The organism is Trichococcus sp. (genome assembly GCF_055118575.1).
Genome location: NZ_JBSQPW010000022.1, coordinates 23,314 through 45,474 on the forward strand (window position 1 = coordinate 23,314; position 22,161 = coordinate 45,474).

General features: G+C 47.0%; 24 protein-coding genes. 22 read left to right on the plus strand and 2 right to left on the minus strand.

Features of this window, described 5'->3' with window-relative positions:
• The first annotated feature begins 331 nt into the window (after positions 1-331).
• From ACTCCX_RS07540 to ACTCCX_RS07585, 10 genes are read left to right on the plus strand one after another with little or no spacing between them, the layout of a single operon-like run.
• Positions 332-658: a hypothetical protein gene (locus tag ACTCCX_RS07540; RefSeq protein ID WP_463275427.1), complete on the plus strand. Its 327-nt coding sequence runs from the start codon at positions 332-334 to the stop codon at positions 656-658.
• A 16-nt stretch (positions 659-674) separates the two neighbouring features.
• A complete protein-coding gene (locus tag ACTCCX_RS07545) occupies positions 675-1,067 on the plus strand; it encodes an acetyl-CoA carboxylase biotin carboxyl carrier protein subunit (RefSeq protein WP_463275428.1) in 393 nt (130 codons plus the stop codon).
• A 27-nt stretch (positions 1,068-1,094) separates the two neighbouring features.
• Entirely contained in the window at positions 1,095-2,216 is a 1,122-nt protein-coding gene (locus ACTCCX_RS07550) for a sodium ion-translocating decarboxylase subunit beta (RefSeq protein ID WP_463275429.1), read from the plus strand.
• 27 nt (positions 2,217-2,243) lie between these two features.
• On the plus strand, positions 2,244-2,372 hold the full coding sequence (locus ACTCCX_RS07555) for an OadG-related small transporter subunit (protein WP_086626833.1): 129 nt from the start codon (positions 2,244-2,246) through the stop codon (positions 2,370-2,372).
• A 24-nt stretch (positions 2,373-2,396) separates the two neighbouring features.
• Positions 2,397-3,425 (plus strand): [citrate (pro-3S)-lyase] ligase, encoded by a 1,029-nt coding sequence (gene citC / locus ACTCCX_RS07560; protein WP_463275430.1) that lies wholly within the window; start codon positions 2,397-2,399, stop codon positions 3,423-3,425.
• Entirely contained in the window at positions 3,415-3,723 is a 309-nt protein-coding gene (citD, locus tag ACTCCX_RS07565) for a citrate lyase acyl carrier protein (RefSeq protein ID WP_068624828.1), read from the plus strand. The genes citC and citD overlap by 11 nt, the downstream gene beginning before the upstream one ends.
• Entirely contained in the window at positions 3,711-4,598 is an 888-nt protein-coding gene (gene citE / locus ACTCCX_RS07570) for a citrate (pro-3S)-lyase subunit beta (protein WP_463275431.1), read from the plus strand. The genes citD and citE overlap by 13 nt, the downstream gene beginning before the upstream one ends.
• A gap of 2 nt (positions 4,599-4,600) precedes the next feature.
• Positions 4,601-6,133 carry a citrate lyase subunit alpha gene (gene citF / locus ACTCCX_RS07575; RefSeq protein ID WP_463275432.1) on the plus strand — a complete coding sequence of 511 codons (1,533 nt, stop codon included), beginning with the start codon at positions 4,601-4,603 and terminating at the stop codon, positions 6,131-6,133.
• Positions 6,126-6,683 carry a citrate lyase holo-[acyl-carrier protein] synthase gene (citX, locus tag ACTCCX_RS07580; protein ID WP_463275433.1) on the plus strand — a complete coding sequence of 186 codons (558 nt, stop codon included), beginning with the start codon at positions 6,126-6,128 and terminating at the stop codon, positions 6,681-6,683. Before citF ends, citX begins: the two co-directional genes overlap by 8 nt.
• Positions 6,676-8,070, plus strand: a complete 1,395-nt coding sequence (locus ACTCCX_RS07585; protein ID WP_463275434.1) for an oxaloacetate decarboxylase subunit alpha — start codon at positions 6,676-6,678, stop codon at positions 8,068-8,070. Before citX ends, ACTCCX_RS07585 begins: the two co-directional genes overlap by 8 nt.
• Positions 8,071-8,199: 129 nt before the next feature.
• On the opposite strand, the gene ACTCCX_RS07590 is transcribed toward ACTCCX_RS07585, so the two are convergent.
• Positions 8,200-8,727, minus strand: a complete 528-nt coding sequence (locus tag ACTCCX_RS07590; RefSeq protein WP_463275435.1) for an acyl-CoA thioesterase — start codon at positions 8,725-8,727, stop codon at positions 8,200-8,202.
• A gap of 217 nt (positions 8,728-8,944) precedes the next feature.
• Here ACTCCX_RS07590 and ACTCCX_RS07595 point away from each other — a divergent pair, with 217 nt between their 5' ends.
• The 11 genes from ACTCCX_RS07595 to ACTCCX_RS07645 all read left to right on the plus strand — a co-directional run bounded on the left by ACTCCX_RS07595 (position 8,945) and on the right by ACTCCX_RS07645 (position 19,853).
• Positions 8,945-10,279: a ferredoxin reductase family protein gene (locus tag ACTCCX_RS07595; RefSeq protein ID WP_463275436.1), complete on the plus strand. Its 1,335-nt coding sequence runs from the start codon at positions 8,945-8,947 to the stop codon at positions 10,277-10,279.
• 176 nt (positions 10,280-10,455) lie between these two features.
• Positions 10,456-10,698, plus strand: a complete 243-nt coding sequence (locus ACTCCX_RS07600; RefSeq protein ID WP_463275446.1) for a cytochrome b5 domain-containing protein — start codon at positions 10,456-10,458, stop codon at positions 10,696-10,698.
• Positions 10,699-11,070: 372 nt separating this feature from the next.
• Positions 11,071-12,834 (plus strand): glycoside hydrolase family 3 protein, encoded by a 1,764-nt coding sequence (locus tag ACTCCX_RS07605; protein WP_463275437.1) that lies wholly within the window; start codon positions 11,071-11,073, stop codon positions 12,832-12,834.
• Between the two features lie 209 nt (positions 12,835-13,043).
• Positions 13,044-13,538 (plus strand): Lrp/AsnC family transcriptional regulator, encoded by a 495-nt coding sequence (locus tag ACTCCX_RS07610; RefSeq protein WP_319216579.1) that lies wholly within the window; start codon positions 13,044-13,046, stop codon positions 13,536-13,538.
• The gene (locus ACTCCX_RS07615; protein ID WP_463275438.1) at positions 13,535-14,716 is read left to right on the plus strand and encodes an aminotransferase class I/II-fold pyridoxal phosphate-dependent enzyme; all 1,182 of its coding nucleotides are present in this window, start codon (positions 13,535-13,537) and stop codon (positions 14,714-14,716) included. The genes ACTCCX_RS07610 and ACTCCX_RS07615 overlap by 4 nt, the downstream gene beginning before the upstream one ends.
• A 196-nt stretch (positions 14,717-14,912) precedes the next feature.
• A complete protein-coding gene (locus tag ACTCCX_RS07620) occupies positions 14,913-15,227 on the plus strand; it encodes a rhodanese-like domain-containing protein (RefSeq protein WP_463275439.1) in 315 nt (104 codons plus the stop codon).
• Positions 15,227-16,879, plus strand: coding sequence for an FAD-dependent oxidoreductase (locus ACTCCX_RS07625; protein ID WP_463275447.1), 1,653 nt, complete (start codon positions 15,227-15,229; stop codon positions 16,877-16,879). The genes ACTCCX_RS07620 and ACTCCX_RS07625 overlap by 1 nt, the downstream gene beginning before the upstream one ends.
• Position 16,880: 1 nt before the next feature.
• The gene (locus ACTCCX_RS07630) at positions 16,881-17,177 is read left to right on the plus strand and encodes a rhodanese-like domain-containing protein (RefSeq protein ID WP_463275440.1); all 297 of its coding nucleotides are present in this window, start codon (positions 16,881-16,883) and stop codon (positions 17,175-17,177) included.
• Positions 17,174-17,437, plus strand: a complete 264-nt coding sequence (locus ACTCCX_RS07635) for a metal-sensitive transcriptional regulator (RefSeq protein WP_463275441.1) — start codon at positions 17,174-17,176, stop codon at positions 17,435-17,437. The genes ACTCCX_RS07630 and ACTCCX_RS07635 overlap by 4 nt, the downstream gene beginning before the upstream one ends.
• 650 nt (positions 17,438-18,087) lie before the next feature.
• Positions 18,088-19,002, plus strand: coding sequence for an ABC transporter ATP-binding protein (locus tag ACTCCX_RS07640; protein WP_463275442.1), 915 nt, complete (start codon positions 18,088-18,090; stop codon positions 19,000-19,002).
• Complete coding sequence (locus ACTCCX_RS07645) at positions 18,999-19,853, plus strand: ABC transporter permease (protein ID WP_463275443.1); 855 nt, start codon at positions 18,999-19,001, stop codon at positions 19,851-19,853. The genes ACTCCX_RS07640 and ACTCCX_RS07645 overlap by 4 nt, the downstream gene beginning before the upstream one ends.
• Positions 19,854-19,900: 47 nt before the next feature.
• Here ACTCCX_RS07645 and ACTCCX_RS07650 read toward each other — a convergent pair whose 3' ends face one another.
• On the minus strand, positions 19,901-20,902 hold the full coding sequence (locus ACTCCX_RS07650; protein ID WP_463275444.1) for a nucleoid-associated protein: 1,002 nt from the start codon (positions 20,900-20,902) through the stop codon (positions 19,901-19,903).
• 144 nt (positions 20,903-21,046) lie between these two features.
• On the opposite strand from ACTCCX_RS07650, the gene ACTCCX_RS07655 reads away from it, so the two are divergent.
• Positions 21,047-21,976, plus strand: a complete 930-nt coding sequence (locus ACTCCX_RS07655) for a DMT family transporter (protein WP_463275445.1) — start codon at positions 21,047-21,049, stop codon at positions 21,974-21,976.
• Positions 21,977-22,161 lie beyond the last annotated feature (185 nt).

Consider the following 22,161-nt stretch of genomic DNA (forward strand, 5'->3'; position numbering starts at 1 on the left):
AAGTGAATCAATTCACATTTTTTCTAATTTAAAAATCCCGAAGTTGCTTTGGGTGTCTCTCTAAAAGCAATAATAGTTACTTTGCAAGTCAATTGAAAGCCGTTACTTTTAAAACACACAAAAAAAACATCGGAATTGAAACGCTTTCTTAAATGCAGCTTAATCAAATATTAAAAAAGACTTAAATGACCGAAAACGTTGATGTAACAATGGTTTTGGTGTTTTTTCGATTTTGAGAACATAAAAAAAACAATAAAACAGACTTAATGGTCTGTTTTTAATGAGAGAAATTTCTATAATGGGATTAAATCCATAGAAAGGACGTGAGAAAATGATTTTTTTCAAAGGTTTCTTTGGGAAAAAGGACACAATAGTACCCGCGCTAGTACCGTCAGCAACTGTTTCTGCAAATGCACCCGTGAATGACCTGATTGAAATTCCAGCTTTTATACCCACTGATCCGAATGAATATGAATTAGTCAGTGTCATCGCGACAGCTATCGCTGCAGGAGATCATCCTAAATCGCAGTTTGTGGTAAAGAATATTATGAAGCGTAATCCCGAGGCTCATCTTGTTTCGCTGATTTCCGCAAGCCTTGCGGCAGGCACTATGCCTGAAAGTAAATTTGTCGTAAAAAAAATAAGTCAGGTTAAATAATAAGGAGGAATTATAAATGTTAAGAAAATTCAAGATCGCAATCGATGGTAAGGAATACTTAGTGGAAATGGAAGAAATCGGCGGCGTGCAACAACCGGTTCAAGCACCAGTTGCAGCAGCACCGGCAGCTCCAGTAGCGGCACCAGCAGAACAGGCAGCACCTGCACCAACTGCAGCGCCAGTTTCCGCAGCTTCAGGAGACGCAATGACATCCCCAATGCCAGGAACGATCCTAAAAGTGTTAGTGAACATCGGCGATGAAGTAAAAGAAAACCAGCCATTGATGATCCTTGAAGCGATGAAGATGGAAAATGAAGTTGTGGCAAACCACGCTGGTAAAGTAGCTGGAATCCATGTGAACCAAGGTCAAGTCGTAAATGCCGGCGATGCATTAATCACCATCGCATAATTATTATATTTAGGAGGAAGTGAATAAATGGAGACATTATTAGCAGGAATTACATCCATTACGATGGGCCAAATCGTGATGATGCTCATCGGGGCTGTCCTGATTTATTTAGGAATCAAAAAAGAGTACGAACCTACATTGTTAGTGCCTATGGGACTGGGTACCATCCTAGTCAACTTCCCAGGTACAGGTGTTCTGACGCAAATGGTCAACGGATCTGAATCAGAAGGTGTTTTGGATGTTCTTTTCGAAGCAGGTATCAGCACTGAGCTGTTCCCATTGCTTATTTTCATCGGTATCGGAGCCATGATCGACTTCGGACCGCTGTTGCAAAACCCATTCATGTTATTATTCGGTGCAGCCGCTCAATTCGGTATCTTCTTTACGATCGTTGTCGCCATCTTCTTCGGATTCGACATCCGGGAAGCAGCTTCAATCGGTATCATCGGTGCAGCTGATGGCCCGACAGCCATCTTCGTATCCAATCAATTGTCGCCTAATCTTCTGGGACCGATCACGGTAGCTGCTTATTCTTACATGGCACTGGTTCCGATCATCCAACCGATTGCGATCAAAGCTGTCACAACCAAAGCAGAGCGTCGCATCCGCATGACTTATAAAGCGGAAGGCGTATCCAAAATGACAAAAATCCTTTTCCCGATCATCATTACGATCGTTGCCGGTTTTATCGCACCAATTTCTCTTCCGCTGGTAGGTTTCTTGATGTTCGGTAACTTGTTGCGCGAATGTGGCGTTCTGGACAGACTTTCCTTGACTGCCCAAAACGAATTGGTAAACATCATCAGTATCCTGTTGGGGCTTACGATTTCCGTCAAAATGCAGGCTGATCTGTTCCTGAATCTGCAAACATTGATGATCATCGCTTTTGGTTTGGTTGCCTTCATCATGGATACTGTCGGCGGCGTGTTGTTCGCCAAATTCCTGAACCTGTTCAGAACCACAAAAATCAATCCGATGATCGGTGGTGCCGGTATTTCCGCATTCCCAATGTCAAGCCGTGTTATCCAAAAGATGGCTACTGACGAAGATCCTCAAAACTTTATTTTAATGTATGCTGTCGGTGCGAACGTATCCGGACAGATTGCATCTGTTATCGCTGGTGGTCTAGTACTTGCCTTCTTCAGTTAAGAAGGTTCATTGAGAGGAGATATAATTATGGTTTTTGATCCAGAAGCTTTAAAAATTGCATTTGAACTGATGATTTTCGGTATGGGCGGCATCTTCCTGGTGCTATTCCTCCTGTATGTTGTGTCGATTGTGTTGATCAAACGTTTTCCGGCCTAAAACTAAGACAAAGAAGGCTTATCTATGTATGAACTGAAAAGAATCTGGATAACCCGTGTTCCAGCGGACAAAAAAGCTTGGGAAGCTCTACTATCCTTAGGCGGACTGGTCCCGGACGAGCAAGTCGACTATACAGTAGGCCTCTATGACCGAAACAAATTAGTCGCTACCGGATCGACTTATCAAAACATCATTAAACTGGTTGCTGTCGATCCTGAGTATCAAAGCGAAAATTTATTGACAAAAATCGTGATGGCCCTATCTTCCAAGTTTCACGATGACGGCATTATCCACTTCTTTTTGTACACGAAACCCTGCGTGGCGGTTTCCTTTGCCTCTCTTGGTTTCAAAGAAATCATCCGCACAGACACGATTCTCTTCATGGAGCAAGGCTCTCCCGATTTTTCGGATTACCTGGCCCTGCTTGAGAGCCGCAAAAAGTCGGCCAACCATGCCGGGGCTATCGTAATGAATGCTAATCCATTCACAAAAGGTCATTTGTATTTAGTCGAAAGGGCTGCTGCGCAAGTTGATGTTCTCTATCTTTTTGTCCTATCCGATGATCGCTCCGAATTTTCAACGACAGAGCGGTCGGAACTTGTCGAGGCGGGCACACAGCACCTTCCGAATGTGGTCATCCTCCCCACAAGGGATTATCAAGTGTCATCCGCTACTTTCCCAGCCTACTTTCTGAAGGATCAGGCGGTAGAAAGCATAGCCCGCGTACAGGCAACACTGGATGCAACCTTGTTCAAAGAGAGGATCGCGCCTGCTCTCCAAATCAAAACGCGCTTTGTAGGGGAAGAACCCTTATCCCCCGTTACAGAGGTCTATAACGAGAGTATGCGTAAGATTTTTTCTGATACGCTTGCCATTCAGGTCGTTCCCCGGATTGAACTGGACGGTCAGGTCATCAGTGCTACACGTGTACGAAAAGCATTGAAAGAAGATGATTTTCAAACAATTAAAAAACTTGTACCACCAACAACTTATATTTATTTGGCAGAAAATTATGGAAAAGACAAATTTAGAGGTGAAAAAAGTGGAAATTAAAAAATATGCAGTGGCTGGAACGACTGAATCAAGTGATATCATGATCGTTGTTGAACCTAGCGATAACAATGAAGTCGCAGTGACTCTTAACTCAAGCGTAGAAAAACAATATGGCGATCGTATCGAAGAAGTCATCATCGCAACACTTAAAAATCTGGGCATCACAAGCGCGAAAGTATCGGCTGTCGACAAAGGCGCATTGGATTGCACAATCGAAGCGCGCACAGTAACGGCCATCCACCGTGCTGCCGAAAAAGACGACTACAACTGGAAGGAGATGGACTCATGGAACGTTTAAGAAGAACGATGATGTTCGTCCCTGGCGCAAATGCGGCAATGCTTAGGGATGCACCCCTGTATGGTGCGGATTCGATCATGTTTGACCTGGAGGATGCTGTTTCCCTGAAAGAAAAAGATTCTGCCCGCACATTGGTGCATTTCGCATTGCGGACATTTGATTACAGCAAGTCCGAAACAGTTGTACGTATCAATAGCTTGGAAACAGTCGGTAAATTGGATATCGAAGCGATGGTTTTGGCAGGCGTGGATGTTATCCGTCTTCCGAAAACGGAAACAGCGCAAGACATCGTGGATGTGGATGAAGCGATCACTGAAGTAGAAACAAAATACGGCATCGAAGTCGGCAGAACAAAAATGATGGCTGCCATCGAATCCGCTGAAGGCGTACTGAACGCGCGCGAAATCGCCAAAGCATCCACTCGCTTGATCGGGATTGCCTTAGGTGCGGAAGACTACGTAACCAACATGAAAACAAAGCGCTACCCTGACGGCCAGGAATTGTTCTTCGCAAGAAGCTATATTCTTCACTCCGCCCGTGCAGCCGGCATCGCAGCAATCGATACGGTCTACTCGGACGTTGAAAACGTCGGCGGATTCGCTCGCGAAGTCGAACTTGTCAAACAGCTTGGTTTCGACGGGAAATCTGTCATCAACCCGCGTCAAATCCCGATCGTCAACCATATTTACGCACCAACCGAACAAGAAATTCAACATGCTAAAGAAGTTATTTGGGCTATCAGAGAAGCTGAAGAGAAAGGTTCAGGCGTCATCTCCTTGAAGGGTAAGATGGTCGATAAACCGATTGTTGAACGCGCTGAACGCGTCATAGCTTTAGCTAAGGCCGCAAAACTTATTAGCGAGGAGGATATTTAATCATGACTGTCAATAAAGTTGGTAAAGATATACCTGAAATGTATGCGGAGCAATACGGTGTCTTCAATGGAGAATTAGCGAACATCAATGACTACCAAGAGTCCACACGCAAAATCCATCCGGTGAAACCGCGCGACAAGAAATTGCTTGGGAGCTTGCGCGAAGCGATCGAAAAAACAGGCTTGAAAGACGGCATGACGATTTCTTTCCACCATCATTTCCGTGAGGGCGACTTCGTCATCAACATGGTTATGGAAGAAATCGCTAAAATGGGCTTCAAAAACCTATCGATCGCGCCGAGTTCGATCGCCAACATCCACGAACCTTTGATCGGCCACATCAAAAAGGGCGTTGTCACAAACATCACATCAAGCGGTTTGCGTGACAAAGTCGGTGCCGCTATATCTGAAGGCATTCTGGACAACCCGGTTGTCATCCGCTCGCATGGCGGACGCGCACGGGCAATCGTACGCGGAGATATCCATATCGACGTGGCCTTCCTGGGAGCACCAAGTTCCGATGAATACGGCAATGTGAACGGATCTCACGGCAGAACAGCTTGCGGTTCATTGGGATACGCAATGGTGGATGCGAAGTACGCAGACCAGGTCGTCGTCATCACCGACTCCTTGATGCCTTACCCGAATACTCCGATCAGCATCCCGCAAACGGATGTGGATTATGTAGTCGTCGTTGACGCAATCGGTGACCCTGAAGGAATCGCTAAAGGTGCAACCCGCTTCACGAAAAACCCTAAAGAGCTTTTGATTGCGGAATATGCTGCAAAAGTGATTACGAATTCTCCCTACTACAAACAAGGTTTCTCTTTCCAGACCGGTACCGGTGGTGCTTCATTGGCAGTATCCCGTTTCTTGAAAGAGTCCATGATCGAGGACGGCATCACGGCAAGTTTTGCTTTGGGTGGCATCACGAACGCAATGGTAGAACTGCTTGAAGAAGGCCTTGTCGAGAAAGTCATCGACGTGCAGGATTTCGATCACCCATCTGCTATTTCATTGGGAAAAAATGCGAACCACTATGAAATCGATGCAATCATGTACGCGTCTCCATTAAGCAAAGGTTCTGTCATCAACCAATTGGATACAGCTATCTTATCTGCTTTGGAAATCGATACAGACTTCAACGTAAACGTCATCACTGGTTCCGACGGCATTATCCGTGGCGCTTCCGGCGGCCACTCTGATACAAGTGCTGCCTGCAAAATGAGCTTGGTCATCTCTCCGCTGATCCGTGGCCGTATCCCGACAATCGTTGATACTGTGAATACGGTAGTCACACCTGGGTCAAGCGTCGATGTAGTCGTTACCGAATTAGGTATCGCCATCAACCCTGCCAGAGAGGACTTGATCAAACACTTTAAGACATTGGATGTTCCTCAATTCACGATCAATCAACTGAAGGATATCGCCTATTCCATCGTAGGATCTCCGGATCCGATCGAATACGGCGACAAGGTCGTTGCTTTGATTGAATACCGTGATGGCACGATAATCGATGTGGTAAAAAATGTTTAAACTAGCCCTATTTAATGAAGGAGAACCTGTCACTCTGGAAGAAATGTTGGCTGTGCGGGAAAAACGTGTCGCCATCCAAAGGGAATTATTGAGCAGCCAGAAAGAGGACAGTCTTTTGATGGCACTCATGAATATCCCGGGCCCGATAAAAAACAATCCACAATTGGAAGCAGTTTTTACTGAAGTTCTGGAACGCATCGAAGAAGTGTTGGGCAATGATCTGCCGCAAGCTTCCCTCTACCGGAATTTGAAGACAGGGGCGGAATATTTTTTACTTTCGCCATTGACGCCTGCACAGCTGAAGGAAAAAATGGTGATGATTGAAGAAACGCATCCTTTTGGCCGCTTGTTCGACTTGGATGTTCTTTGGATGGAAGGCAATGATCTTAAGAGTATCAGCCGAACGGAATTAGGCCTGAATACAAGGCGTTGCTTCATCTGTAATCGTGATGCAAAAGATTGCGGCCGCAGCCGTCGCCATACCATTGAAGAAATGCAACATACTATTTCTAACATAATACAAGAAGGAAGTGACCAATTACATGACTAAAGAAATCCGTTTTATGGAAACGGTCTTGCGTGATGGTCAACAAAGTTTGATTGCAACACGTATGCCACTATCAGATATGTTACCGATCATCAAAAGCATGGATGAAGCAGGGTACCATTCGATAGAAATGTGGGGAGGCGCTACCTTTGATTCTTGTATCCGTTATTTGAACGAGGATCCTTGGGAACGTCTGCGCACGATCCGTAAAGAAGTCAAAAATGCAAAACTGCAGATGCTTTTGCGTGGCCAGAACTTATTGGGATACAAACACTATTCCGATGATGTCGTCAGCGCATTTGTCGAAAAATCAATCCAGAACGGTATCGATGTTGTGCGTGTCTTCGATGCATTGAATGATCTGCGCAACTTGAAGACAGCCATCGATATCACCAAAAAAGCTGGCGGACATTGCCAGACTGCCATATCTTATACAACCAGCGAATTCCACACGGTCGACTATTTCGTCAACTTGACGAAAGAAATGGCTAAAATGGGTGCAGATTCCATTTGTATCAAGGACATGGCAGGCGTCTTGACGCCAGCTGTCGCTTTCGAACTGGTAAGCAAAATCAAAGCAGCTGTTGATTTGCCGTTGGAAGTCCACACACATGCGACCAGCGGAATCGCTGAAATGACATACCTGAAAGCTGTTGAAGCCGGTGCTGACATCATCGATACAGCCATCTCTCCGTTTGCTGGCGGCACAAGCCAACCGGCTACTGAATCCGTCGCAATCGCGTTGGAAGGGTTGGGCTACAACACTCAACTTGATATGACCAAACTAGCAGAAATTGCCGATCACTTTGCACCGATCCGGGATCGCTTCCGTAACGAGGGCATCCTGAACCCGAAAGTGAAGGACGTTGAGCCGAAAACCTTGCTATACCAAGTGCCGGGCGGTATGCTTTCCAACTTATTGAGCCAACTTACGGAACAAGGCCTGCAGGACAAATATGACGATGTATTGGCAGAGGTTCCGAAAGTGCGTGCGGACTTAGGCTATCCTCCGTTGGTTACCCCGTTATCGCAAATGGTCGGTACACAAGCCTTGATGAACGTCATCTCAGGCGAGCGCTACAAGCTTGTGCCCAACGAAATCAAGGAATATGTAAGAGGTCAATACGGCAAACCGCCAGTAGCGATTTCTGCTGAAATCACGAAAAAAATCATCGGCAACGAAGGCATCACAACAGTGAGACCTGCCGATCTGATCTTGCCGCAAATGCCTACATTTGAAAAAGAGATCAGTCAATACGCTAAATCCACGGAAGACGTATTGATGTATGCTTTGTTCCCGCAACAAGCAAAAGACTTCCTGGGACGCAGAGAAGACAGATTCTACGATGTTCCGTTGCAGACAATCGAAGTATCCATCGATGTGCAATAAGCATCCGAAATGAAATAAAAGCTCCAAGCATACCTTATCGGTGCGCTTGGAGCTTTTATTGCTTCAGATCCTGAAATATTTGCATTTCTCCGGATAGCCGGCAAGTTGGGCTCTGATCCGCATCCTTTGTCAAGCGTCCCAAATCTGTTTGGTGGAAAGCCCTGAAAGCAATTGTTTGTTCTGATTGCGTTTGGCCAGATTACTGATTCTGCGCTCATCGTAGCCGGAACAGATCATCTTTTCTTCATCCGACTCGGGCCGGATCAGCGGCATCACAAAGTCCGGATCCGAGCTTTCGGTAATGACGAAAGTCAGGAAAGCATATGCGCAGATGCGGCTTTCGCCTGTGCGGACATCTGTGGCGGTCAGCTTGGCGAAGGCCTCCACGGAAGTATTTCCGCAGCCAGAAACATACGCCTCCACATAGATGGCTTCATTTTTTCGGACAGGCTGGATGAATGCGACTAAATCGACAGTCGCGGTGAAGGAAGGCCGCTTGACGAAGTTGAATACGGCTCTTCCACAGGCTGAGTCGAAGTGCGACATGATTTCGCCGCCAAACAGGGTATCTTTATCGTTCAAATCGCTGTAGGACACGAACGCTGTGCGGACGTTCCGCGTCTGGTTGCAGGTCAGTTCTGTTTTTGTCTGGTCCATAGTATCATTCCTTGCTTGTATTATTTTATCCATTGTATCATAGCTTTCGGATTTGATAGTGACTTCCTGCTGCCTTTGCATTTTGTTGTTCAGGAGCTCCGATTTGTAACCGTTTGCATAACGTTATAAAATGGACTCAAGAGGTTGGATTCCTACCCGAAGGAAACGCTGCTTGCATCTGTCCGCCGAAACCAACAGAAGAAAAGAGGTCTCCGCAATGAACAGAAAACTGATGCGCATGCTGATTGTTGTCGCTTATATTCTTCTCCCTGTGCTTATCGCCGCAGTATCCCTCAGGAACAGGAACTTCCTTTCCGCAGGTCCGCCTTTTTTGGGGATCGTGTCCTATACCTGGCTTTTGATGGGAGTCATCATCGCATCCCGGCCGAGATTTATCGAGCACTACTTCAGTCTGGATAAACTGAATCGATTCCATGCCATCATGGCCATCATTGCCTTGGCGATCGGAGTCACGCATAAATTATGGGTAACTGCTCTTTGGGGCTGGGCTTATCGGTTCTCGACCATCTTCGGGGACTTGGCCATCACCTTTTTTTTGACCATCGCTGTCCTTTCTGCCCTCATCATGACGAACTGGTTCGGGCGAAAAAAAATTGTCAAAACGGCCAAAACAACCCTCAAAAAATATCCTATCGCCAACTATGAGAAGATGAAAGTCGTCCATAATTTCAATATACTCGCTGCCGCATTTTTGGCTATCCATGTCTTGACCATGACTGTGATTGTGCAGGAGGATTATCTGGCCGCAGCCATTTTCGGAGGCTATTTCGCTTTGGCGTTTAGCCTGTACGCCAACCACAAATTCATCAAACCCGCCAGACTTAAGAAAAACTTGTTCACCGTAACCGCCACAAAGCCCGAAAAAGGCAATGTTCTGGAAGTGCATCTGAAGCCGGATAACGGCGAAGTATTTCCATACCAAGCCGGACAGTTTATCTTTCTGCGCCTCTATGACGCCCAGTATTCATCGGAAGAGCATCCGTTCTCGTTGATCAGCGCCCCACAGGATCGCGATGAAGTCGCGCTGGCCATCAAGGATTCCGGGGATTACACCCACCAGTTCCAAACGCTGCAGCCAGGAGTCAAAGCCTCGCTTGAAGGCCCATACGGCGGCATGTGGCACGTCCAGGAAGGCATGCACGATAAAGCTGTCAGTATGGTCATGTTTGCGGGAGGCATCGGAATCACGCCGATGCTGGGGGTATTGGAAAACAGCGCACGCTTGCAATTCCCGAACAGGATGGTGTTGGTCTGGAGCCTGAAAAATCAAGATGAGTATGGTTTTAGCGAAAAATTGCAAGCGCTCAAGGAAAAGCTGCCTGATTTCCGCCTAGTGCCTTTCTTTGCCAATGAGAGCGGCTTCTTGGATGAAGGGAAAATCGAGAAAATTCTCCAGGACAATGAGATCCGCTTTGAGGCCGCAGAATACCTTCTGTGCGGACCGCCGCCATTCATGAATGCAGTCGAAGCAGCTTTGCTTAAAAAAGATGTTTCCAAAGACTGCATCCATTATGAAACATTTGGTTTATGATGAAGGAGGAATCGACCATGTCGAGAAGAAAATTGAGCTTGATGCTGGAAGCTGGGATAGCCGGCCTGCTGTTGGTCTCATGCGCACCTGGCACTGTCGAAGACAGTGCATCAACGAGCTCCGAAGTCGTATCAATAAGCAGTTCCGCTGAAGAGTCGGCCAGCGGAAGTTCCGCCATGGAAATGCGCACTTTCACGCTTGAGGAACTCAGCCAATACAACGGTAAGGATGGGCAGCCGGCTTATGTAGCCGTCGATGGGGTAGTCTATGACGTCACAAACGTGGAGGCTTGGAAAGACGGTGAACACAAACAGGGGCTGACAGCCGGGAATGAATGGACAGAAGAAATCACCAACCAGTCCCCTCATGGCATAAAGGTTCTTGAGGGCCTGCCGATTGTTGGCGAGTTTGTCGAGTGATTTTTAGAATCTTGAAGTGAAAACGGAGCCTTCCGTATAGAGAGCTCCGTTTTCTTGTTGATCGGATACTGTGACAAAAAAATGACAATCCAAGAAGGCTTTCTTTAGATTCATCGGGATTTTAGAAAGTGGTTTTTGATCAATCGAAATGGCTTCACAGCGCGATTTGTGAGCAGAAATAGGGCTTGCCACTGCCTGGTTTTGTCCAACAGTTCAATTTTGAACAGAATCCGAACCTTTTGAAAATTGGCTGTAAGTGCCTTCATTTTTTTTGATAAAATGCCTATACTTGCTTTTGTAGGAAAGACGGTGCTGACGCCAACGCGCTACAGTATCGATCTGTTCCAGAACTATTTTGAGAGGGGACAAATCATGAGAGTCGATTTAACTACTAAACCTTACAACTTGGATGCCGAGGGAATCAAGTGGGTCAAAGATACGATTGCCGGCATGTCTGTCGAAGAGAAGATTGGTCAATTGTTCATCAACATGGGATCAGAACGCACGGAGGAATATTTGACGGGCGTATTGAATAACTATCACATCGGCGGAGTCCGCTACAATCCAGGCTTGGCAGAAGAAGTATATGAGCAAAATAAAATTCTGCAGGAAAACAGCAAAATTCCTTTGTTGATTGCTGCCAACACGGAAGCAGGCGGCAACGGCGCATGTAAAGACGGCACGTATGTCGGTGTTGAAGTGAAAATCGCTGCCACAAATGATACGAAGTATGCTTATGAAATGGGGCGCGTCTCCGGCGTTGAAGCTGCTGCTATCGGCTGCAACTGGAGTTTCGCTCCGATTGTGGACATCAACCGCAACTGGCGCAACCCGATCATCGCAACCCGCACATGGAGCGGCGATGTCGACAAAACCATCGAAATGTCTTTGGCTTACATGAAAGGTATCCAAGAGAGCGGCATTGCACCAGCGGCAAAACACTTCCCTGGGGACGGAATCGATGAGCGCGACCAACATTTATCGTTCAGCGTAAATCCATATTCCACTGAAGAATGGGACGCTACTTTCGGTAAAGTGTACGGCACTTTGTTCGATGCCGGCTTGCCTTCCATCATGGCTGGTCACATCTCCTTGCCTGAATACGTGAAACACTTCAATCCGGCAGCTACCGTTCAAGAACAAATTATGCCGGCTACTTTGAACAAATACATCCTCACTGATCTGTTGCGCGATAAAATGGGCTTCAACGGTCTTGTGGTTACCGATGCCAGCCACATGGTTGCGATGACTTCCGCCATGAAACGTCAAGATATGCTGCCGACAGCTATCGCAGCAGGTTCTGACTTATTCTTGTTCTTCAACGATCCGGACGAAGATTTCCAATGGATGTTGGATGGCTACAAAAACGGCGTCATCACGGACGAGCGTTTGGAAGAAGCTTTAACGCGTATCTTGGGCACAAAAGCTGCTCTGGGCTTGCACAAAAAAGCGAAAACAGAAATCTTGCCTTCCAAAGAAGAAGCGATGGCTAAAATCGGTTTGCCTGAAAATAAAGCAATTGCAGTTGAGGTTGCCGACAAAGCGATCACTTTGGTCAAAAACAACCAAAATATCTTCCCGATTTCGCCGGAAAAAACAAAACGTGTCCTTTTGGTCAATGTTGAAGGCCATAAAGGCGGATTCGGCGCAATGATCGGCGGAGAAGCTGTCCGCCCTGTCGATACATTGAAAGGCATCCTGGAAGCGGAAGGCTTTGAAGTTTCTATCTGGGAATCTACAGAAGAACGCATCAACAAATTGCCGGAAGAAGAAAGGGCCGCTGCCGTTGCGAACGTGTACGCTCAAAAACGTCCGATCAAAGATTTGATTGCGGCTTACGATTTGGTAATCAACGTAGCTTCTGTTCAACCGAACACGGATCAACGCATTCAATGGCCTGCTTCAAAAGGGACACCGGACATTCCTTTCTATGTCCATGAAATCCCGACAATCTTTGTTTCTGTCCAAGCACCGAACCATTTGGCTGACGTGCCGCAAGTACAAACATACATCAATACTTACGACAGCAAAGACTTCACTTTGCAAGCCTTAGTCAATAAAATGGTTGGCCGTTCCGAATTCACTGGCGTCTCTCCAGTTGACGCGTTCTGCGGATTCTTGGATACGCGTTATTAATCGATAAGTAAAAGCTTCACAAGTTCGCGCTCCGCGGGCCTGTGGAGTTTTTTTTAGTGTTGATGCACTGTCCCGCCAACCTCCATTCCTGAAAACATATTTGCAAGTGCATGGCAGTGGTGATAAAATGAAAGCAAATTCATTTAGCAAAAAATGAATAATAGAGCCTGGAAACGGCCCGAATGCGTAAAGCCAGAGGAGGCAAAACGATGAATAATGAATTGAAAGAAAAGATTCTGAAGATTATCGAAAAAAACAACAAATTAACTGACGAAGAAGTGGCGGTCATGTTGGGTGTTGACACAGAAGAAGTGGCGATTGCAGTTAAAGAGCTGGAAGCGGACAAAATCATCTGCGGCTACCATACTTTGATCAATTGGGACAAAACCGGCGATGACGAAGTTTCTGCCATCATCGAGCTGCGCGTAAATCCACAAAGAGGATCCGGCTTTGACCGAATTGCGGAAAAAGTCTATCAATTCCCGGAAGTGGAGACCGTTTTTCTGATGTCCGGCGGTTTCGATTTTATGGTGCAATTGAAAAAAGCACCGATGAAGGAAATTGCGCTGTTTGTCGCAAAACGCCTATCTGTCATCGATGAAGTACAATCAACCACTACTCATTTTGTATTGAAACGTTATAAAGATCACGGCACGTTGTTCGTGGATGAGGGTGACGACAAACGGATGGTGCTGACTCCATGAGAAATCCGATAAATGCTAAGGTGCGGGAAATCAAACCTTCCGGCATCCGGAGATTTTTTGATATTGCGAATGAGATACCTGGAGTAATTTCTTTGGGGGTAGGTGAGCCCGACTTTGATACCCCTTGGATTGTGCGTGATGAAGGCATGTATACCCTCCAAAAAGGGCGTACATTCTACACTGCAAATGCCGGACTGGCAGAACTTCGCCAAGAAATCTGCCGCTATCTGGAACGTCGCTACAATTTGAACTATTCCCCCGAAGATGAAACGGTCGTTACGGTTGGCGGAAGTGAAGCCATCGATTTGGCTTTACGTGCCATGTTGGATCCGGGTGATGAAGTCGTTTATGCGGAACCGTGCTATGTTTCCTATCTTCCGTGCATCGTGCTGGCTGATGGGGTTCCCGTCGCCATCCCGCTGCAGGAGAAAAACCAATTCCGTTTGACAAAAGAAGAATTGGAAGCGGCGATTACACCGAAAACAAAAGTACTGATCCTTTCTTATCCCAACAATCCAACCGGCGCCGTTATGTCCAAAGAGGATCTGGAAGCAATCGCCGAAGTCATAATCGCCAATGACCTTTTCGTCATCACGGATGAAATCTATAGTGAACTTTCCTACAATGGAGATCACGTCAGTATCGCCTCTTTACCGGGGATGAAGGAACGGACCGTATATATCAACGGATTCTCGAAAGGGTTCGCGATGACGGGGTGGCGTTTGGGCTACGCAACTGCTCCGCCAGTCATTATGGAGCAGATGATCAAAATTCATCAATTCGCCATCATGGCCGCACCGACAACAAGCCAATACGCCGGTATCGTTGCGTTGCGGAACTGCGATGACAATGTTGCCGAGATGCGCGAAAGCTACAATCAACGTCGCCGTTATTTAATGAAAATTCTGAAAGATTTGGGATTGCCGTGTTTTGTACCTTACGGCGCCTTTTATATCTTCCCGAACATAACCGAATTCGGCCTGACTTCTGAAGAGTTTGCTACCCGCTTGGTCTTGGAGGAGAAAGTGGCTGTTGTGCCCGGATCCGCCTTCGGAGAGAGCGGAGAGGGCTTTATCCGCATTTCCTACGCTTATTCCATCGAAGAGCTGAAGGAAGCATTCGAACACATTAAAAGCTTTATCGAACGCCTACGTGCAGAGAAGAAAAGCAATCAATAAGTAGAAAGACTGCAGAGTTGCGTTCCTAAGCAATTCTTGCGGTCTTTTTTGTACCTTGCTTGGGTCGGAAATGGTTATGTATCAGGAATTTTGGACATTTTTATATTTTTTGAATAAAAATGGTTTACAAAATATACCCCATAGGGTATTATAAGTCCATAAGCGATTGATACTACTTACAAAAAAGGAGCCAAGTATGCTATTTAACTTATTCAACAGTATGCCTTCCGTTTCCACAAAGGAATTGGAAGCCAAATTAACCGAAAAACCACAAATAATCGATGTCCGTGAACCGAACGAATTCATCGGAGGACATATTCCGGGAGCAAAAAATGTTCCGTTGAGAAAAGTGGAATCATATACCCCTAAGGGTAAAGTTTATGTAATTTGCCAATCAGGTGCTCGCAGCAAACGTGCAGCGACTATCTTAAAATCTAAAGGCTACGATGTAGTCAATGTCAAAGGTGGCATGTCCGCATGGTCAGGTACTACAAGAGGAGGAAAACTATGATGAAAATTGTTATTATCGGTGGAGTGGCAGGCGGCATGTCCGCTGCAACACGTTTGAGAAGATTGAATGAGGATGCAGAAATCATCGTATTGGAAAAAGGACCTTTCGTTTCCTTTGCGAACTGCGGTTTGCCTTACTACGTTTCAGGCGATATCCAAGAACGCAGCGATCTTTTGGTACAAACTCCTGAGCAATTGCGCGCTCGTTTTGATTTGGATGTCCGTCCTTTCAGCGAAGCGATCGCAATCGATCCGGACAAAAAAGAAGTGACAGTCCGTTCAAAAGAGGGCGAATACCAACTGGCATATGATAAAGTCATTTTATCCCCAGGCGCGAAACCATTCGTACCACCAGCAGAAGGTCTGTCTGAAGCCAAAAATATCTTCACGATGCGCAATGTGCCGGATGTGGATGCTGTCACAGGTTTCATCCTTGAACATAAACCGAAAAAAGCGGTTGTTATTGGAGCAGGATTCATCGGTCTTGAGATGGCTGAGAGCTTAGCGCACCGCGGCTTGGCTGTGACGATCGTCGAAAAAGCACCGCATGTGTTGCCTCCTTTCGATGAAGAAATGGCTGCCTACTTGGCGGATGAGTTGAAAGCGAATGGCGTGACACTGTATACAGGCGTTGCGGCTACAGCTTTCCAGAATGAAGGCAAAACAATTATCCTGGAAAACGGTGTAGAACTTGAAAGCGACTTGACCATCATGTCAGTAGGCGTCCAACCTGAAAATAGCTTGGCAATTTCCGCGGGCATTGAAACAGGCATGCGCGGCGGTATTCTGGTGGATGAAAACTATGAAACAAGCAAAAAAGACATCTATGCAGTCGGAGACGCAATCATCGTGAAGCAACAGATCACCGGTGAAGACACCATGATTGCCTTGGCTTCGCCTGCGAACCGCCAAGGACGCCAAGTAGCTGACGTCATCAGCGGCTTGAACAGAAAAAATAAAGGCAGCATCGGAACCGCAATCGTGCGTGTGTTCGGTTTGGCCGGGGCTTCCACAGGCCTGAACGAACGCCAACTGCAACTGTCAGGAAAAGAGTACGCAGTCGTGCATGTCCAAGGAAAGAGCCATGCCGGATACTATCCTAACGCATCCGCAATCGTCCTGAAATTGATTTTTCATCCGAAAACAGGTGAAATCTTTGGAGCGCAAGCTATTGGTGCGGATGGCGTAGACAAACGCATCGACATCATCGCTACAGCAATCAAAGGCAACTTGACGGTCCAGGATTTACCAGAATTGGAATTCACTTATGCACCGCCGTTCGGATCAGCCAAAGATCCGGTCAACATGGCTGGATATGCTGCCACGAACATCATCGAAGGTGTTTCTGAATCCATCCAATGGTATGAACTGGAAAAGATGCAGGAAGCAGGCTATCAATTGTTGGACGTCCGCGGTGAGGCTGAAATCGACAGATTAGGTGCCTTGAATGGCGCCATCAATATCCCTGTCGACGACTTGCGTGCACGAATCGGGGAATTATCAAAAGAAACACCAATCATCGTCAGCTGTCTGAGTGGATTGCGCAGCTACATCGCTGAACGTATCTTGAAGCAAAATGGCTTTACAGTAAAAAATTTAGATGGTGCATTTAGCTTATATGCAACCGTCAGACCAGAAAAGGTGGTAAAATAATATGTATCAATCAATTACAATGCCGGAATTCGAACAATTATGGAAAAAAACTCCTGTCAAACTAGTGGACGTACGAGAAGCAGATGAATTTGCACATGCGCACGTCGATGGCGCCATCTCTATGCCTTTAAGCGGTCTGGAAGACACTGCAGATCAACTGGAAAAAGATGAAAATTACTATGTTATGTGCTTGAGCGGTGCGCGTTCAACGGCAGCTTGCCAATATCTTGCTTCAAAGGGCTACAAAGTGACGAACGTGATGGGAGGCATTTCGGCCTGGAGGGGTGAAGTTGTGTGAATCAATACAACAAAAATATAATCAACCGCATTAAGCGGGCGGAAGGACAAATGCGCGGCATCCTTGCCATGATGGAGGACGGAAAGGACTGTTCCGACGTTGTGACACAGTTGTCAGCAGTCCGATCCAGCATCGACCGCGCAATGGGCATCATCGTTGCGGAAAATCTGGTTTCCTGTGTCAATGACCAGGAAAAAGACAATATTTCCAAAGAAGAAAGCGTTCAACAAGCAATCAACCTATTGGTTAAGAGCAGATAGAACGAGAGAGCGTGATGGTCTGCGGTAGGGGGGAGCATTAAGAGGACAAGCGCAAAGTGGTCGCTTTTTGACCATGTGCGCTTGTCAGCTTAAGCGCAACCCCCTGCAGACCAGAACGCGTTTACGAGAGAGCGTGATGAATCCCGGGTAGAAATCGAGCACTAAGAGGATATTACGAGAACGGCCGTTTTTTGGCCGTGACGTAATATCAGCTTAGGCGGAGATTTCTGGGAATCAGAACGCGTTTGCGAGAGCATATGACGAAAATAATAGAAGAGAGGGCTGGTCTCATGTGAGATGGCCCTCTTTTTGCGAGGAGAGCGATCATACCGGTCTCAGGTCGATTCAGTCGGGTTATCGGACAATCTCTGGGTAAGCACCCTCAGCTCCGGCGAAGGGCCCCAGCCCGGAGCTGATCGGTAGCTTTCAGCCGCACTTCCGGAGAGGCTTCTTTCATCGGAGGAAACAACTCAGAATGTGGCCGAACTCCGGCGAAGCCTCCGCTCGCCGGAGCACACATCAAAAAATGAATACCGTCCTCCAACAGACAATTATTTTGTCTTCATTCTCCATTCTGATACACTGAACATAAAGAAGTTTCTTATATTCTGGATGGGCAGCGCTGTGTTATCAGAGAGGGTGTTTTTCAGTTGGGAAAAATAATTGAAGTCAAAGGCTTATCAAAGCGTTTCGGAGATGTGCAGGCGGTCAAGGATATCGATTTCCACGTGAATGCCGGTCAGCTTTTTGCTTTTTTGGGACCGAATGGGGCAGGAAAGTCAACGACAATCGATATCATCTGCACGCTGCTGCAGGCGGACAGCGGTGAAGTCAGGATTAACGGTTATACTTTGGGGAAGGATGACTTTGCGATCAGGTCCGATATAGGCGTCGTCTTCCAAACAAATTTGTTGGATAAACTGTTAACGGTCAAGGAAAACCTTGTGGTGAGGGGGAGCTTTTACGGACTGTCCAAATCGGATTGGGAGCCGGCTTTTCTTCGAGCAACGCAGGCTGCAGGAGTAACGGAGTTTTTGGATAGGCCCTACGGAAAGTTGTCCGGGGGCCAGAAGCGGCGCGCGGATATCGCGCGGGCCTTGATCAATACGCCAAAGATTCTTTTTTTGGACGAACCGACGACTGGATTGGATCCCCAAACCCGCAAGAATGTTTGGGATACGATCCGGAAACTCCAAGCGGAACACGGGATGACGATTTTTCTGACGACCCATTACATGGAGGAGGCGGCCAGCGCAGATTATGTCGTCATCATCGATGAAGGCGAAATCATCGCGGAAGGGACCCCGGATGCGTTGCGGGAAAGGTACAGCTCTGACGTATTGAAGATGCGGACGGAAGCTATTTCCGAAGTGAGCCGTATTTTGGATGCGCATCAGATGCAGTATGAGCTGCAACAAGATCTTTTCCGTGTGAAATTAGGCAAAACATTGGAGGCCCTACCCATTCTGGCGCAATGCAAACCTTACCTTACTTATTTTGAAGTGGTGGCGGGTTCGATGGATGATGCCTTCATTGCGATCACAGGAAAGCAGGTGCAGGAATGATACCGATTGTCGGACGCAACATTAAAATATTTTTCAGGGATAAGGCGAACGTCTTCTTTTCCTTGTTGGCAGTGCTGATCATCATCGGACTCTACGTCTTTTTCCTGGGCAAGAATTTGACTAGTGGTTTAGGGGATTCGCCAGGTGCGCAGTACGTCATGGACAGCTGGATCATGTCCGGTGTCATCTCGGTTTCTGGTGTGACAACGACGATGGGGGCATTCGCTGTCATGATCGATGACCGGGCCAATAAAATATTGAAGGACTTTACGGTATCGCCGATCCGTTCAAGCAAATTGGCGGCAGCCTATATTCTGAGTTCGGTGGTTGTGGGCTTCATCATGAGCCTCGTCACGTTCGTGTTGGCCGAAGCTTATATCTTCCTCAACGGTGGAGAATTGCTGGCTCTGGTTGCTATGCTGAAGATGCTCGGACTGATCTTGCTCACCGTGTTGACAAGCAGTGCGATGGTCTATTTCCTGACTTCCTTCTTCAAAAGTCAAAACGCTTTCGCGACCGCCAGCACAATCCTCGGCACCATCATCGGCTTCCTTGCCGGGGTCTATGTGCCGATCGGACAGTTCTCGGACAGTGTGCAGACAATCATCAAACTTTTTCCGATGACCTATTCAGCTTCCTTGATGAGGCAAGTGATGATGGAGGAACCTTTGAAAATCTCGTTCGAGGGTGTTCCGGTTGAAGGGGTGGATGCTTTCAAACTGATGATGGGCCATACTATCCGCTTCGGGGAATCCGCAGTGACCCCCTTCACCAGCATCCTCATCCTGATCGGAACGGCATTGGTGCTTTACGGGCTGTCTATCCTGAACATCTCCAGAAAAGCGAAATAAGCAAAGAACCGATGGCACTCCATGCGAGGCCATCGGTTCTTTGTTGATCAGAAAAGATTTTTGATTTTCTCGATGTTTTTGATGATCACGGATGTTGTGCCGTCGGGATTGTTGATGAATTCCACGACATCCGGGTCTTTGTAAAGCTCAAGCGGAATGCTGATTTCAATGCCGTTGTCGAGACGGAATTTTTGTTTGGAATATTTCGGACCGGCGACTGCCGCTTCCGCAGGGGCCCGGTCGACGTAGCCCAGTTCCTCGACCTGTTCGAAATACTTCTGTTTTTTGGCGAAGTTATCGCCGAACAAGGCTTCAGCGATTTTTTCGTTGTCGATGAGGTTGTCTTCCTGCATGCTCGTGACGATGGCTTCCTTCGTTTCGGCCAATACCTGGAATTCCTCGTCGTTGAAGGCTTTACTTGTCTTTTGGACAGCCTTTTTGATGATCGAGATATTCTCCTTCAGACTCGGTTTCGGCGTGTCTTCGAGGAACATCTCCGTGAAGTAATTCACCTTTTCGCCCAGTTCGGCGATCATGTGTTTTTTCTCGATGACATGGTAGACCATCTGCTCCAGATTCACGACAAGGCCTTCCTGAATAGCTTGTCTTTGCGAAGGCAGGATGGCGCGATTCAAGATAATCTGGTTGGTCAAAAGGTCCCCTTCGTAGGAAACGAAGTGCGTATAGCTGTCCGAGTAATTCAGCTTGAACACCCCAAGACAAGGTACTTCATCCAATTCAAAATATGCGATCAGCAGATCCGCAGGCGGGATTTCGGGATTCAATTTCGTCAGGTTGAAGAACTTTTCCGCCAAGGCTTTTGTGCCTTCAACGAAATCGCTCTGGCAATTCTTGAACAGGGCAGCCAGCGGATTGTCCTCCTCCAGGATCCCGTCCTTCATGCTGTCGGAATCTTCTACCTTTGCGACCATCGCTTCGATGTATTCAATCATCATGCGTTCTGATGTATCCAGACCGGCATAGGAAAAAATCGGTTCATTCGTATTGATGTCCAAAATGTGTAAAATGGCTTCTTTAATGCGTATCAAATTGTTCTACCTCCGTTTGTTTTCACGCTTATCAGTATCCCACAAAATCGCTCTTCGGACAAAGTAAAATTATCAGCTTTCTATTTGCCGTGCCATCGCATATAATGATTTTATTTGAAAAATGATAAGGAATGGAGAGATGGAATGTCTCAATATAAATCCGGTGTGTTGTTCACCGTTGTAGGAGCCCTGTTGTGGGGGATTTCGGGGACCAGTGGACAGTTTCTACTGCAACAACGCGGGTTGACATCCGGCTGGCTGGTTGCCGTCAGGATGCTGATGGCTGGCTTGATTTTGTTGTTGCTATGCTACAAAAAAGAAAAGGACGCCATCTTCCGCGTCTGGAAAGACAAGCAGGACCGCAGAGATTTGGTGCTTTTCGCAGCTTTGGGACTGTCTTTTTGCCAATACACTTATTTTGCGACCATCAGCCATTCGAATGCAGGAACGGCTACAGTTCTGCAATTTTTGGCCCCTGTTCTGATCATGGTTTATCTTTCTGTCAAAAATAAACATTTACCGCGGCCAGCTGAAATGGCGGCCATCATTTTTGCGGTCGTCGGTATTTTTCTATTGGCCACACATGGTCGGTTCGATAGTCTGGCCATATCGCAGGAAGCGTTGCTGTACGGACTATTATCGGCTGTGTCCGTTGTCATCTACAATCTCCAGCCTGCCCGACTGATCAGAACCTATGGGACGCTGCTCTCGTTGGGATGGGGAATGCTGATCGGGGGCGTGCTGCTCGCAATAGTGTATCAGCCTTGGCGGATCATCGGCACTTGGGACCTAGCGGCATTTGCTGCCTTGATTGTCATCATCCTCTTTGGGACGGTCATTTCCTTCAGTCTCTATCTGGAAGGGGTACATCGCATCGGAGCAACGGTCGGAAGCCTGCTCTCATCGGCCGAACCGCTTTCCGCCACTTTCCTTTCCGTTTTTTGGCTCGGGACCAGTCTGCATTTGACGGATCTGATCGGCATTGCCTTGATCTTGTCGACTGTGTTCCTGTTGACGCTGAAATCAAAACCAGCGAGAGCGAACGAGGCTGTCCAAACTGAACCGAAAATTTGATTGCAAAAAACGTGGTGCTGAAATAGCAATGTCATTAACTTAATCAACTTTACAACTGCCAAAAAAGCGAGGATGCATTATGCATTCCCGCTTTTTTTGATGTGCGCCCGGCATGGGTGATAACTTGGTGGTGAAAGTCCACTACAGGCTTTGCAGTAGGAACTGTTAGCGAATGACAAGGGTGT